The following is a 13,835-nucleotide window of genomic DNA, read 5'->3' as shown; positions in this document are numbered from 1 at the left end:
GCTCCCCTACCCGTTGGGCATCAGAGAGCGAATAACGCTGGTTGTTTAGGTTTAACGTTCGATTTAGGCGAGCAGCGCCCTTACCAGCTCCACCCAATAGCGCGCCCCTAGTGGCAGCAGCGCGTCGTTGAAGTCATAGCGCGGGTTGTGCAACGAAGCGGACTCCTCGCCGTTGCCCATCCAGATATAAGCACCTGGGCGCTCGGCAAGTAGAAACGAGAAATCTTCTGAGGCCATACTCGGCGGTGGGTTACGCCGCACGTTATCGCTACCGAGTAAGTCTTCCAGCACCGTGGCGCAGTGCTGAGCATGTTCCGGCGTATTGATAGTGGCGGGGTAGCAGCGCTGGTAGTCCAACTCAACAGTTAAACCGTGGAACTCAGCTAAGCTGGCAATCGCCTGCTTAAAGCGTGCCTCTAAGTGCTCTTTAAGCGCCATATCGAAGCAACGCAGCGTGCCACGCAGCGCTACCTGTTCGGGAATCACATTGAACGTATCCCCCGCATTAATGCTGGTAATACTCAACACCGCGGATTTATCCGGCGGCGTTTCGCGGCTCACCAATCCTTGCAGTTGGCTGATCAGTTGGCAGCTCGCCAATACCGTATCAGTCCCTAAGTGCGGCATCGCCGCGTGGCAGCCTTTACCGGTCAGCGTCAGGCTAAAGATATCAAAGGCAGCCATTACGTCGGTATCGTGCACGGCTGCGACACCGACGGGCAGGCCCGGCCAGTTGTGCAGCCCGTAAACCGCATCCATGGGGAAGCGTTCGAACAGGCCCTCTTCGACCATCACCCGCCCGCCACCGGCGTTCTCTTCGGCAGGTTGAAAGATAAACACCACCCGGCCTTTGAAATCCGGCTGCTGCTTTAACGCCCAGGCGGCGCCCAATAGCATGGTGGTATGGCCATCGTGGCCGCAGGCGTGCATCTTGCCGGGCGTTTGCGAGGCGTACGCCAGCTGGGTCTCCTCGCGGATATCCAGGGCATCGATATCAGCCCGCAGGCCGATAGTTTTGCCTTCCCCCAAGCGGCCATCCAAGGTCGCCACTACGCCGGTACCGGCAATCCCGCTAGCCACCTCAAAGCCCCACTCATTGAGCAGCGTGGCAATGCGCGCGCTGGTGCGGTGCTCCTCAAACGCGGTTTCCGGGTGTTGGTGAAAATCGTGGCGCCACGCGGTTAATTCTGAACTATCCGGTAAATGAACTGGGGTAGCCATCGGCCTATCCTTAAAGCATTACATGGGCGACAACGGCAGAGCCGATAAAGGTACCGGTGAAGACCAGCAGGGCAACAATCACCAGCTTCCAGCCGGTTTGCTTGAACATAGCAAACTCGCGCCCGGTAAGCGCTAGCCCTGCATAGGCCAACACGGGGGTTACCACTGCCAGGAAATCCACCTCGGCTAATCGCGCAATGATCCAGCCGTTGCCAGGAAAAAACGGCAGCGTGGCGATAATGCTAATCAGCGACACCCACGCCACGCTGGGCAAATAAAAGGGGCAAAAACGCCCGATCACCAAGCCGATGATGACCATCACATACAAAATCAGCATGCCGGGCAGCGCGTCTAGCAGCGGCGAACCGTTGACGATATTGCTAAACCACGCAGCGATACATACCGCTGCCAGAACTAAAGCTGTTTTACCGAGTTGGTTTTCCGGGCGCAGCTCTTTCAGCGCTTCGGCATCAAACTGATCGACCGTGCTCTCATGAGTTTTCATGGCTAACCTCCTGACGTGAGCCTTTTAAGCGCTTGTACATCCACTCAGTGACCGGCAGCGCGATAAACAGCGAGATATACAGGCCGGTGGCATAGGTAAGCAGGTTGCTAGCCCCGGCGAAGGCGAGCAGTTCATCTTTGGAAGCCGGTACCGCTTCGGCTAAGGCTGCCGAACACGCCGCCACCATGCTGCCGCTGCCCACGCCGCAGGCCATGGCCAGAGCACGAATATCGAGAATATCCAGCGAGGCGATATAGCCCGCCATTAAGGCAAAGTAGAGCGTACCGAACATGGTGCCCACGACGTAAACGCCCATAATGCCGATACCTTCAGGGCTTCTGAGGCCATAACGGTCTGAAATAATGGCAATATTGGGTTCGCGGGCGATAGAGTAGGTAGCACCAATCGCTTCCCTGCCCATTTTGAGCACTAATACCGCAAAGGGTAGCGCGATCAGCATGGTGCCCAAATTACCCAATTCCTGGAGTATCAGCGCTGGGCCAGCGGCGATAATTTGCTCAATGGCGGGGCCAATGGTGGAGCCGAACTTGGCAATAAACGGCAGGATAGCGATCAGAATGATAGGCCCTGCGGCATTGCTGACCGGTTTGGGAATGACCTTACCCATGGCCGAAAAAAGGTGAGGGTTAAACAAAACGCCAATCACAAAGGCGTAGAGCAGCGGTAGTAACAGTAGTGTTCCAGGCCCGAGGGGGATGCGCACGATGCCGATCCACTCGGCAAACATTGACGTCACAATCACCGTGAGATGAAGACGCCAGTCCAGCAGCAGTTTGAGATCCATAGGAGTGTCCCTGTTTTTTTTAGAGTCACTCTGAGTATCGAAAGGTTACTGTTTCAATCATAGGGCTTTAGTGCGCTATTTTTTAGAACACTTAAACGTTGTAGGTTATAGAGGAATCTGTGCAGCACCGCCAAAGTGGTCAAGCGTTGATAGCCGAGTAGCGACATCCAACGCCTACGCCTATATACTAAAGTCTAATAACCATTCATAAGAGCCTCTATGCCGATTACTTTGCCGCTACGGCGCCTTTGGACGCTGGATAAATTCGCCTATAGCCTGCGCGTTTTTATAGCGTTCAGCGGAGCTCTGTTGTTCAGCGGCTTGATGGGCGATGTAGCGCTAGTGATTCCMCTTTTCCTGGGCATTATTGCCTGCGCGCTGTCTGAAACTGACGACAGCTGGCAAGGCCGCTTGCAAGCCCTGTTGGTAACGCTGGTATGTTTTACCTCGGCATCATTTATTGTCCAGTGGCTGTTTCCCTGGCCGTGGCTGTTTGTAGTCGGGCTGGGCCTTTCGACCTTTACCCTGATTATGCTCGGCGCCATCGGCCAACGGTACGCCACTATTGCCTCTGGCACGCTGATACTGTCGATCTACTCGATGATCAATATCGAGCAGCACGGCGGGGTCGATGAAGACGTGGCGGCACGCCAACTGCTGCTATTGGCGGGTGCGGTGTGGTACGGGTTAATTTCGGTGGTGTGGTGCGCGCTGTTCTCCCGCCAGCCGGTCAAGCAGAGCATGGCGCGGGTGTACAAAGCGCTGGGCGAGTTTCTGATACTCAAATCAGCGCTATTTGAACCGGTACGCGGTGTGGATGTGGAAGCCCGCCGGGTGGCCCTGGCGCGCCAGAACGGCAAAGTCGTCGATGCGCTCAACCAAGCTAAAGAGATGATTTTCAGACGCTTAGAGGGCCAGCGCGGCGACCAAAAACTCAACCGCTACCTGCGCATCTACTTTATCGCCCAAGATATTCACGAACGCGCCAGCTCCACCCACTACCCCTACAGCGCGCTCAGCAAAGCATTCTTTCACCACGATGTACTGTTTCGCTGTCAGCGGCTGCTGGATCAGCAGGGTCGCTCATGCCGTCAGTTGGCCAAATCGCTGCTACTCAATAGGCCGTTCGACCACCAGCAGAGCGAAGAGGCGCTGGCTGATTTACACGCTTCAATTGAGAACTTGCGCGACCGGGGCAAGCCCGAATGGCGCCCGCTGCTATACCCCTTAAGCGCCCTAGCTGACAACCTGGCCACGCTGGAAAACCAGCTCGCCAGCGCCCACAACCCTGGCGTCAGCGATGAGCGGCGTGACAGTTCGCTGTTTGATCGCTCGCCGTCGAGCTTGCTGGAAGCGTGGAAGCGGGTGCGCTTGAACTTTACCCTAGGCTCGCCCMCCTTTCGTCACGCGGTGCGGCTCTCCATCGCGCTAATGACCGGCTACGGGATCATGCAGTGGATCGACCCGGCGCAGGGCTTTTGGATTCTGCTCACCACGCTGTTTGTCTGTCGGCCCAACTTTGCTACCACGCGACGATTTTTGTCACAGCGGATTATTGGCACGGTATTAGGCCTGGTGGTGGGCTGGGCGTCGATCAGTCTCTTTCCGCATCCGCTAGTGCAAAGCATAATCGCCGTGGCCGCCGGGGTTTCGTTTTTCGCCAACCGCGAAAAACACTACGTGATCGCCACGGCGTCCATCACCCTGCTGGTGCTGTGCAGCTTCAACCAAGTGGGCGACGGCTATAACCTAATCCTGCCGCGCCTACTCGATACCCTGCTGGGCTCGCTGATTGCGGGCTTGGCGGTGTTTTTTATCCTACCCGACTGGCAGGGCCGGAGACTTTACCGGGAGGCCGCCAACGCGCTGACCAATCACCGCCGCTACCTGGACGAGATCATCCACCAGTACGAGGAGGGCAAGCAGGATGACTTGGCCTATCGCCTAGCGCGGCGCAATGCCCATAACGCCGACGCGGCGCTCTCCACCTTGCTCACTAATATGCTCCACGAACCAGGACACTACCGAAAGCTGGATGCAGACAACGGCCTACGCTTTCTGGTGCTCTCCAACACCCTGCTTAGCCACCTCTCTGCCCTGGGCGCCCATCGCCACCAGTTAGCAGACGATGAAGACGACGCCACACTGGTGCCGGTAGCAAAACGTATCGGTGAGCTGTTGGGTCAGATTGCGGAACGATTACGCCAGCGCCAGCCGGTTGAGGCGCTAACGGATCAAGCCGCTGAACTGTTAGCCCAGTTAGAAGAGCAGAATGCGGTAGCAGCAGACGAACAAGCGGTCACTCTCTACCGMCCTATCCAGAGCCAGCTACGTTTGATTACCGAGCAATTGGCCCCGCTGGGCGAAGCCGCTAATCGATTGGTGGGAAGCGGCAATGAAGATCACACGCCAAACAGTGCCACCGCTAACGCCTAAACCTGCCCATAACGCCCTGCCGCTTCGCCCAGCCAACGACGCACCAGCACAGCGGTGATGTCTGCGTTGCCCTGTAGCGTTTGAGCGAGCGCTGTGACTCGCTCTAACAAATCGGCATCGCGCTCCAAATCGGCAATTTTCATCTGCGCCAAGCCAGTTTGTCGAGTGCCGAGGACTTCGCCGGGGCCGCGAATTTCCAGGTCTTTTTCGGCAATGCGGAAGCCGTCGGTGGTTTCGCGCATGACCGCTAAGCGCTGGCGGGAGCTTTTCGACAGCGGTGGATGGTAGAGCAGTACGCAGAAGCTCTCTGTGCTGCCACGCCCTACCCGGCCACGTAGCTGGTGCAGCTGGGAAAGCCCCAGCCGCTCGGGGTTTTCGATAATCATCAGGCTGGCGTTGGGGACATCCACCCCTACCTCGATCACCGTAGTGGCCACCAATAAGTCTAGCTCGCCCGCTTTGAAGGCGGTCATGACTTCGGCTTTCTCGCTTGATTTCATCCGCCCGTGAACCAACCCCACCGCCAGCTCAGGCAAGGCAACAGTTAGCTCGTCGCGGGTGACCTCGGCGGCCTGGCACTGCAACACCTCGGATTCATCAATCAAGGTACATACCCAGTAGGCCTGGCGGCCTTCGCTGCAGGCTAACTGTATGCGTTTCACGACTTCAGGGCGGCGCTCGTCGGGCACTACCACGGTTTTTACCGGCGTACGGCCGGGGGGTAGCTCATCGATCACTGAAACATCCAGATCCGCGTAGGCACTCATGGCCAGAGTGCGGGGGATCGGCGTGGCGGTCATAATCAACTGGTGCGGCGTCAGCCCACCCGCCTCGCCCTTCTCGCGTAGCGCCAAGCGTTGATGCACGCCAAAGCGGTGCTGCTCGTCAATAATCGCCAGCCCCAAACACTGGAAGTGCACATCGTCTTGAAACAGCGCGTGGGTACCCACCACCATGCGCGCGCGGCCATCGGCGATCGCCGCCTTGGCATCCAGCCGCGCTTTGCCTTTGAGCTTGCCCGCCAGCCACGCCACTTCGATGCCCAGTGGCTCAAACCAGGCTTTAAACGAGCGGTAATGCTGCTCTGCGAGGATTTCCGTCGGCGCCATGATTGCCGCCTGGCAGTTGCCCGCCAGGGCGCTCAGCGCGGCCATGGCGGCCACCACGGTCTTGCCCGAGCCGACATCGCCTTGAATCAGCCGCAGCATAGGCGCCGGGCGGCTTAAATCGTGGCCGATCTCCTCCAACACGCGGCGCTGGGCACCGGTTAAGGCAAACGGCAATTGGGCCAAGAAGCGCGCCTGCAGGCTGCGCCCAGAGGGCAGCGTTGGCGCGCCATCCGCCTGGATACGCAGGCGCACTTCGCGCAGGCTTAATTGATGGGCGAGCAGCTCTTCCAGCGCCAGCCGCCGAGTGGCCGGGTGCTGACCGAAGGTTAACTGCTCGATATTCACATCGGGCGGTGGCTGGTGCAGTAAATGCAGGCTGGCGTGGAGGCCCGGTAGCTGAAAGCGCTGAAGTAGGGCATCGGGTATTACATCGGGCAAGGCCTCGGGGGCGTCGTCCAGTAAACCCAGCGCCTGCTGCGCCAGGGCGCGTAGCCGCGGCTGGTTCAAGCCTTCGGTGGTGGGGTAAATGGGCGTGAAGTACTCCTCCACCGGGGTTTCACTACCGCCAATGAGCCGGTATTCCGGGTGGTAGATCTCTAAACCGGTCGCCCCAGCCCGCGCTTCGCCAAAAGCCCGCACCGTGGCGCCAGGGCGCATCTGTTGCTGCTGGGCCGGTGAGAAGTGAAAAAAGCGCAGGCTTAAGATACCGCTGGCATCGCGCAGGCGCACCAGCAGGCTGCGGCGTCGACCTTTGACCACGTCGCAAGCGGTCACTTCGCCCTCTATCACCGCCTCCTGCCCCGCACGAAGGAGGCCTATGGGCGTCAGCCGGGTACGATCCTGATAGCGTAGCGGCAGGTGAAACAGCAGATCGCTCACCCGCTCGATCCCCAACCGGCCAAGTTTCAGCGCCAGCGCTTCGCCCACGCCCTTCAGCGCGGTTATTGGCGCGGAGAGATCGCTCATGGGGCGCTTTTCACGGCTTTGGTAGGTTGGCGGCAATGGCTGATCGCCTGAATCAGCGCTTCAATGGCTTTGGGCCGGGGAAAGCTCGCCCGCCAGGCGATCGCCACGGTACGTGACGGCGCTGGGTCAACAAACGGTCGACTGACCAGCATGGCATTTTCATACTGGTCGGTGCCCAGCGCTGACTGCGGCAGCACCGTGATACCCAAACGAGAGGCCACCATATGGCGAATAGTTTCCAGCGAGCCGCCTTCGGCGATCAGCGTATTGTTGGGACTATTGAGCTTTTGGGTAATCGCCGGGCAGGCTTCCAAAATTTGATCGCGGAAGCAGTGACCTTCGCCAAGCAGCAGCAGCCGTTCTTCAAGCAAGTCCTCTTTGTTAATCGCTTCCCGCTCGACCCAGGGGTGGTTGGCGGGAATTAATACTTCAAAGGCTTCGTCGTAGATCGGTTTGGTTACCACATCGGTTTCGGTAAACGGCAGCGCGACAATAATCACATCCAGCTCGCCGCTTCTCAGCTTGGCGCGCAGCGTACCGGTCATACCCTCTTCAATATACAGCGGCATTTGCGGTGCTGCGTTAGCCAGGGCTGGCACCAGATGGGGAAACAGATAGGGCCCAATGGTGTAAATCGCGCCAATGCGCAGCGGGTTGGCCAGCTGATCTTTACCTGCGCTTGCGAGCTCAAAAATCAGGCTGCTCTGCTCCAGCACACGCTGGGCCTGGGCAACGATTTTTTCACCCAGCGGGGTAACCTGTACAGTGGACTTGGAGCGCTCAAATAGCGGCGTTTCGAGCTCTTCTTCCAGCTTTTTCACCGCCACCGAGAGCGTGGGCTGCGAAACATGGCAGCGTTCTGCCGCCCGGCCAAAGTGACGCTCCTGGGCAAGGGTTACGATGTAGCGAAGTTCTGTTAAAGTCATAGCGGTGCCAGTGGCATCCTCTCGTAGCAGCTCGTGACTAGGGTTTGTATAAAATAGGATGTGTATGCAAGACCTAGCATCATGACCGTCAGCGGGATGGAAAAGGACAAGCAAGCTCTGCCGTCGGTCTTCTCATCGACAATCTCATATTTGGTAGAGACTTTGTATCTAATAGGGAATATTAATCAAGAGGAGTAAGCACGGTGAAGCTAACCGTACTGATTATCGGCTGTGGCGATATTGGGATCAACCTTGGGCGCGAACTGCTTGAGGAAGGACACCAGGTGATTGGCTTACGTCGCAACGTAGAAGCTTTACAAGGCACCGGGATTAAACCGCTAGCGTTAGACCTGGAGAGCCTTGAAGACGCCGATGCCAAAAGCTTGCCCCAAGCTGATTATGTGGTGTATACCGTCAGCGCTGACCGTTTCGAAGAGAGCGCCTATCAAAGCGCTTATCCTGACGGCTTAAAGCGCGTGTTGAGCGTGATGGAGCAGCACAAAACGCCGCCGCGTCGGGTGTTTTTTGTCTCATCAACCAGCGTACACGGCCAGCAGGAAGGCGAAGTGGTCAACGAAGAGACCCCGCCCGATTCGACCAGCTTCTCTGGCACCCTAATGTGCGAAGCCGAACAGGCGCTGATCAATCATGCGCTACCCGGTACAGTGGTGCGCTTTTCCGGCATTTACGGCCCAGGCCGCGACCGGCTGATTCATCAGGTGGCTGAAGGTCGTGTGGCTGCAATCACGCCTGKGGTCTACTCCAACCGCATCCACCGCGACGATTGCACCGGCATTCTTGCCCACCTGATTCGCTATCAGGAGAGTGGTGAAACGCTGGCAGATATCTACCTGGGTAGCGACTGCGAACCGGTCACCATGCATAACGTCATGATGTGGCTGGCCGAGCAGCTTAAAGTAGAGGCTACTGAGACCATGCAGTCACCTTTACGCCGGCGAACTAGCAAGCGCTGCGATAACCAGCGCATATTGAGCACTGGCTATCAGTTCCGCTTCCCCAGCTACCGCGAAGGTTATGCCCAGGTGCTGAAAGAGGGTGGTTTTCTAGAGCTCAATAAGGTTTAAGAAACAACCTTAATCACCGATGACCATGACCGCTTCTGCTTCCACCTGGCTGCCTTTGGGCAGCGCTTTCACGCCGACCGCGGCCCGGGCGGGGAAAGGAGAGGTGAAGAACTCTTCCATCACTTGGTTAACAATTGCAAAGTTATCCAAGTCCACCAGATACAGGTTCAGCTTGACGATATCGCTGAGTGAGCCCGCCGCTTCTTCACATACCGCTTGCAGGTTGGTGAAGACTTGGCGCGCCTGGGCTTCAAAATCCTCAGAGACAATCGCCATGGTGGCGGGATCCAGCGGAATTTGGCCGGAAAGATACACCGTGTTGCCCGCTTTAATGGCCTGGGAGTATGGGCCGATAGCCGCAGGGGCTTTGCTGGTGTTGATAACAGCCTTATTGCTCATACGTTGGTTCGCTCCTGTAGTAGGTAACACTTAATTATTTGATACTGAAAAATAGCGATCGCTGCCGATTTTTATCGGCATATCGTGATAGTCGCCGTTAATTGGCGAGTCGGGTTATCTTGCCAACGTTGGGAAGATTACGGATGCGTTTAATGATGCGTGCCAAGTGCACGCGGCCTTTCACCGAAAGCGTCAGGTTAACGGTGGAAAGGTGGGCATCGCGTTCTTCAATGCCAATCCGTTCAATGTTGGCATCGGCATCGGTAACCAGCCCGGCAAGCTCTGCGACCAGCCCTCTCCGGCTCTCAATTTCTATGCGCAGCGCAACCGGGAAGTCTTCATCAATGGTATCCGACCACTCCAGCGCGAACAGCTTATCGGGGTCGTTTTTATCGGCAAAGTTCTTATCAATCACGTTTTTACACTCGGCGCGATGCACCACCAAGCCTTTACCCGTAGAGAGATGGCCGACCACCGGGTCGCCCGGCAGCGGATGGCAGCAGCGAGCAAAGTTGACCACCATGCCTTCACTGCCGCTGATCATCACGGCTTTGCTGCCTTCAACGTCCACTGAATGCTCGTAAGTATCGCCGTGAGCGGCAGCCACTAGCCGCCGTGCCACCACATGGGTCATGCGGTTACCTAGCCCCAGCGACTCCAAGAGTGACTCTTCGGAAGAGACATCCAGCTCTTTGAAGGCCCGTTTAAGGGCGCTCTCATCCAGCTCTTCCAGGCTGGTATCAAACGGTGCCAGGGCTTTGTTGAGCAAGCGCCGCCCTAACATGACCGCTTCGGTCTGCTGCTGATACTTCAGCGCGTGGCGTATCGCCGAACGCGCCTTTGCGGTGGTCACAAAGTTCAACCAGGCAAGATTGGGCTTGGCACCGGGGGCGGTGATAATTTCCAACGTCTGGCCGCTCTCTAAGCGCGTCGAGAGCGGCGCCAAATGGCGGTCAATACGGCAAGCGATGCAGTTATTACCAATATCCGTGTGCACCGTGTAGGCGAAGTCGATCACGGTCGCGCCTTGTGGCAACTCCATAATGTCGCCTTTAGGCGTGAACACGTAGATATCATCGGGGAACAGGTCGTTTTTGACGTGTTCGATAAATTCCAATGAATCCCCGGCGTGGCGCTGCATTTCCAGCAGACCTTTTACCCAAGCGCGGGCCCGGGCGTGGCTGCCTTCGGCAATCGGATGCGAGGTCTGACCCGCCTTGTAAAGCCAGTGGGCGGCGATGCCGTTATTGGCCATGGCTTCCATTTCGCGGGTACGTATCTGCACTTCAATGGGCATACCGCGGGAGCCAAAGAGGGTGGTGTGCAGGCTCTGGTAGCCGTTGGCTTTGGGAATCGCGATATAGTCTTTAAAGCGCCCGGGCACTGGCTTATAAAGGTTATGCACCACGCCCAAAATACGGTAGCAGCTGGCCACATCTTCGGTAATGATGCGAAACCCAAACACGTCCATTATTTCCGTAAAGGGCTTACGCTGGTCGCGCATCTTTTTATAGATCGACAGCAGATGCTTCTGGCGCCCAATTACCGTGCCATTAAGCGCGTCGTCGTCGAGGCTTTTTTGCAGCGACGACTGAATCTCACGCATGGCACTGCGCCGGTTCCCCCGCGCTTTTGCGACAGCGCGCTTAATGCGCTCGGAACGCATGGGGTGGATCGCTTGAAAGGAGAGATCCTCAAGCTCAACGCGAATAGTGTTAATACCCAGCCGCCCGGCAATACGGGCATATATTTCCAGGGTTTCACGGGCAATTCGGCGCTTCTTATCCGGGCGTAGGGCGCCCAGGGTGCGCATATTGTGCAGCCGGTCGGCCAGCTTAACGATGATGACGCGAATATCCCGCGACATCGCCAGCACCATCTTTTGGAAGTTTTCCGCCTGAGCAACGGCTTTGTCTTCAAAGGTGATTTGGGTAAGTTTAGATACCCCATCCACCAATTCGGCTACCGGTTTGCCAAACTGTGACTCCAGGGCTTTTTTGGAAACGCCGGTGTCTTCGATAACATCGTGCAGCATGGCGGCCATCAGGCTTTGATGATCCATGTGCATATTGGCAAGAATATTCGCCACCGCCAGCGGGTGGGTAACATAAGGCTCACCGGAACGGCGCCGCTGGCCGTCGTGAGCCTGCTCAGCGTAGTAAAAGGCGCGTTTGACCTGCTGGATTTCATCCGAGGGTAAATAGCCGCCGAGTCTATCGGCCAGGTCATCAATGGTGAACATCTACCGCGCCTCTATCGGTTTCGTTGAAAACGTTAGTCGTCGATATGAGTAGGCGCCATAGCCGGGCGCGGACGGACAGCGGCTTCAACGGGTTCGTCGAGCACGGTGTGATCGACCAGACCTGCGGCAATTTCACGCAGCGCCATCACTGTGGGTTTATCGTTTTCCCAAGGTAGCAGGGCATCGCGGGAGCCGCGCGCCAGCTGGCGAGCACGCTGGGKGGAAATCATTACCAGCTTGAAACGGTTTTCAACATTTTCAAGACAATCTTCAACGGTTACGCGAGCCATGGGAGCCTTCCTGTTATGACGGAACCGGGCCGACGCCGTTTAAACGTTGAAAACGGCGYCGACCCAGTGAAAAAAAGATGTAGAACCAGATAGATTACTCGACCGTAGGCGCCTGTGACAAGAGCGCAGCCAACAGCGGCGCATGGCGCTCGCTCATTACCGGTCGACTCAAACGGCGACTGATCACCAGCGACTGTAMCTCCTGCAGCGCCGTGGTGAAGTCATCGTTAACAACGAGGTAATCATATTCGTGGTAATGGGACATTTCACTAACCGCATCGCGCATGCGACGAGCAATCACTGCATGCTCATCGGTACCGCGGCTAGCAAGGCGTCGCTCAAGCTCGTTGCGCGACGGCGGCAGAATAAAAATCGATACCGCATCCGGCATTTGCTCGCGCACCTGATGAGCGCCCTGCCAGTCGATTTCCAGAATCACGTCCTGCCCTGCCGCCAGCAATACCTCTACCGCCTGGCGTGAGGTGCCGTAGTAATTATCAAATACTTTGGCATACTCAAAGAACTCACCCCGCGCGATCATCGCTTCAAACTCGGCCACATTGGTGAAATGGTAATTCACGCCATCCACCTCACCCTCGCGCTTGGCACGCGTAGTGTGCGACACCGACACTTGAATCCCATCCAGGCTTTCGATTAGCTCACGCACCAAGCTAGTCTTGCCAGCACCCGACGGGGCAGAAACGATAAACAGCGTACCTTGGGACATGAAGTACTTTCCCTTCAGTTAGCGAAAATAAGCAGCGGAAAACGTAGTAAACGCTAGTAAAGTGACTGCAGCAGAGCAGCAAGGCTGCGCAGTATCGCACACCCAGCGCGACGACTGTAGCGTTGGCGGTGACATACAGGGAGGTAGACATGCGCAGTACGCTATTTATTTTAGCCCTGATCGCACTGGGCGTAGCCCTGCAAAAAGGCCTTATAGAGATTCCCCGCCACTGGGCGCCCTGGGCACCGCTGCATATTGATGACCCCATCACGCCAGTCACGCAACTTAAGTTAAGCCGCTTGGCGGATGACCGAGCAGGCTGTTTAGCTGCGTTAGATACCGCTGCCGAAGGCGAATTACGCTACACGCCACTAGCCGATTACAGCCCCACGGCGAGTTGTCCACTTTCCAATGTCGTGCGCATGCAATCAAGCGACGTCGCGTTTAACCAAAGCTTCGTGGCTTCCTGCCCCATGGCGCTGGCCTGGGTCATGTATGAGCGGCATACGTTACAGCCTGCCGCCGAGGAGATTATGGGCAGCCGGGTAAGCCAGGTTAACCATGTGGGTAGCTTTGCCTGCCGTAACGTTTACGGCCGAGAAACCGGCAGACGCAGCGAACACGCCACCGCCGAAGCGCTGGATGTGGTGGGGTTTCAGTTTGATAATGGCCAGCGCATCACGCTAATCAATGATTGGGATGATGAAGGCAAGGCTAGGGAGTTTTTACGCGCTGCGCGGGATGGCGCCTGCGACACCTTCGGAAATGTATTGGGCCCCGATTACAACGCCGCGCATGCCGATCACTTTCATATGGGCATGCGCGGATTTAGGCTGTGCCGCTAAGAGATCAACCATTACTTATTCGAGGTTGATGTCATCTGCATCCGTGGCGGCACCGGTGGCAGCACCAACGCCACCGCCGATGACGGCGCCTTGAACGACGCTACCACCGGTTACGGCYGCGGCACCCGCGCCAATGGCAGCCCCGACACCCGCGCCGCTAGTAGCGCGCTCGCCCGTGGAAGTACCGCAGCCCGCCAAGCCAATGGTTAATGCCACCACCGCGCCGAGGGTCAATATACGTGTCGAATTCAATACCTGAATGTGCATGGTCATCTCCTT

The 13,835-nt window shown here is 57.1% G+C and carries 13 protein-coding genes; 3 read left to right on the top strand and 10 right to left on the bottom strand.

Annotated elements, in window-relative coordinates:
* Positions 1-63: 63 nt before the first annotated feature.
* From HALO_RS00155 to HALO_RS00145, 3 genes are read right to left on the bottom strand one after another with little or no spacing between them, the layout of a single operon-like run.
* Positions 64-1,221, bottom strand: coding sequence for a M20 aminoacylase family protein (locus tag HALO_RS00155; protein WP_035582258.1), 1,158 nt, complete (start codon positions 1,219-1,221; stop codon positions 64-66).
* A gap of 10 nt (positions 1,222-1,231) precedes the next feature.
* Positions 1,232-1,726, bottom strand: coding sequence for a hypothetical protein (locus HALO_RS00150; protein WP_081899118.1), 495 nt, complete (start codon positions 1,724-1,726; stop codon positions 1,232-1,234).
* Entirely contained in the window at positions 1,713-2,531 is an 819-nt protein-coding gene (locus tag HALO_RS00145) for a DUF3100 domain-containing protein (RefSeq protein ID WP_035582261.1), read from the bottom strand. The genes HALO_RS00150 and HALO_RS00145 overlap by 14 nt, the downstream gene beginning before the upstream one ends.
* 219 nt (positions 2,532-2,750) lie before the next feature.
* On the opposite strand from HALO_RS00145, the gene yccS reads away from it, so the two are divergent.
* Complete coding sequence (yccS, locus tag HALO_RS00140) at positions 2,751-4,967, top strand: YccS family putative transporter (protein ID WP_050712783.1); 2,217 nt, start codon at positions 2,751-2,753, stop codon at positions 4,965-4,967.
* Here yccS and recG read toward each other — a convergent pair.
* Both recG and HALO_RS00130 read right to left on the bottom strand, forming a co-directional pair.
* Positions 4,964-7,042: an ATP-dependent DNA helicase RecG gene (gene recG, locus HALO_RS00135; RefSeq protein ID WP_035582265.1), complete on the bottom strand. Its 2,079-nt coding sequence runs from the start codon at positions 7,040-7,042 to the stop codon at positions 4,964-4,966. The two genes, yccS and recG, sit on opposite strands and share 4 nt — an antisense overlap.
* Positions 7,039-7,968 carry a hydrogen peroxide-inducible genes activator gene (locus HALO_RS00130; RefSeq protein WP_035582267.1) on the bottom strand — a complete coding sequence of 310 codons (930 nt, stop codon included), beginning with the start codon at positions 7,966-7,968 and terminating at the stop codon, positions 7,039-7,041. The genes recG and HALO_RS00130 overlap by 4 nt, the downstream gene beginning before the upstream one ends.
* A gap of 203 nt (positions 7,969-8,171) precedes the next feature.
* Here HALO_RS00130 and HALO_RS00125 point away from each other — a divergent pair, with 203 nt between their 5' ends.
* Entirely contained in the window at positions 8,172-9,053 is an 882-nt protein-coding gene (locus tag HALO_RS00125) for an SDR family oxidoreductase (protein WP_050712782.1), read from the top strand.
* A gap of 9 nt (positions 9,054-9,062) precedes the next feature.
* Here the strand turns inward: HALO_RS00125 and HALO_RS00120 are convergent, their stop codons facing one another.
* From HALO_RS00120 to gmk, 4 genes are all read right to left on the bottom strand, one after another.
* Complete coding sequence (locus tag HALO_RS00120) at positions 9,063-9,452, bottom strand: RidA family protein (protein ID WP_035582271.1); 390 nt, start codon at positions 9,450-9,452, stop codon at positions 9,063-9,065.
* A gap of 97 nt (positions 9,453-9,549) precedes the next feature.
* A complete protein-coding gene (locus tag HALO_RS00115) occupies positions 9,550-11,694 on the bottom strand; it encodes a RelA/SpoT family protein (protein ID WP_035582272.1) in 2,145 nt (714 codons plus the stop codon).
* A 32-nt stretch (positions 11,695-11,726) separates the two neighbouring features.
* A complete protein-coding gene (gene rpoZ, locus HALO_RS00110) occupies positions 11,727-11,984 on the bottom strand; it encodes a DNA-directed RNA polymerase subunit omega (RefSeq protein WP_050712781.1) in 258 nt (85 codons plus the stop codon).
* Between the two features lie 94 nt (positions 11,985-12,078).
* A complete protein-coding gene (gene gmk, locus HALO_RS00105; protein ID WP_050712780.1) occupies positions 12,079-12,711 on the bottom strand; it encodes a guanylate kinase in 633 nt (210 codons plus the stop codon).
* A gap of 149 nt (positions 12,712-12,860) precedes the next feature.
* Here gmk and HALO_RS00100 point away from each other — a divergent pair, with 149 nt between their 5' ends.
* On the top strand, positions 12,861-13,556 hold the full coding sequence (locus HALO_RS00100; RefSeq protein WP_050712779.1) for an extensin-like domain-containing protein: 696 nt from the start codon (positions 12,861-12,863) through the stop codon (positions 13,554-13,556).
* A 15-nt stretch (positions 13,557-13,571) separates the two neighbouring features.
* Here HALO_RS00100 and HALO_RS00095 read toward each other — a convergent pair whose 3' ends face one another.
* Positions 13,572-13,823: a hypothetical protein gene (locus tag HALO_RS00095; RefSeq protein WP_035582276.1), complete on the bottom strand. Its 252-nt coding sequence runs from the start codon at positions 13,821-13,823 to the stop codon at positions 13,572-13,574.
* Positions 13,824-13,835: the final 12 nt, after the last annotated feature.

This window comes from Halomonas sp. R57-5 (genome assembly GCF_900070345.1).
Classification (GTDB): Bacteria; Pseudomonadota; Gammaproteobacteria; order Pseudomonadales; family Halomonadaceae; genus Vreelandella; species Vreelandella ventosae_B.
The sequence above is the reverse complement of the archived record's forward strand: the minus strand, read 5'-3'. Positions and strand labels throughout refer to the sequence as shown.

Excerpts from the sequence above, each read along its gene's own strand:
- HALO_RS00155 (WP_035582258.1), bottom strand. The coding sequence starts at position 1,221 with ATGGCTACCCCAGTTCATTTACCGGATAGTTCAGAATTAACCGCGTGG.
- HALO_RS00145 (WP_035582261.1), bottom strand. The coding sequence starts at position 2,531 with ATGGATCTCAAACTGCTGCTGGACTGGCGTCTTCATCTCACGGTGATT.
- recG (WP_035582265.1), bottom strand. The coding sequence starts at position 7,042 with ATGAGCGATCTCTCCGCGCCAATAACCGCGCTGAAGGGCGTGGGCGAA.
- HALO_RS00150 (WP_081899118.1), bottom strand. The coding sequence starts at position 1,726 with ATGAAAACTCATGAGAGCACGGTCGATCAGTTTGATGCCGAAGCGCTG.
- HALO_RS00115 (WP_035582272.1), bottom strand. The coding sequence starts at position 11,694 with ATGTTCACCATTGATGACCTGGCCGATAGACTCGGCGGCTATTTACCC.
- HALO_RS00130 (WP_035582267.1), bottom strand. The coding sequence starts at position 7,968 with ATGACTTTAACAGAACTTCGCTACATCGTAACCCTTGCCCAGGAGCGT.
- HALO_RS00120 (WP_035582271.1), bottom strand. The coding sequence starts at position 9,452 with ATGAGCAATAAGGCTGTTATCAACACCAGCAAAGCCCCTGCGGCTATC.
- HALO_RS00100 (WP_050712779.1), top strand. The coding sequence starts at position 12,861 with ATGCGCAGTACGCTATTTATTTTAGCCCTGATCGCACTGGGCGTAGCC.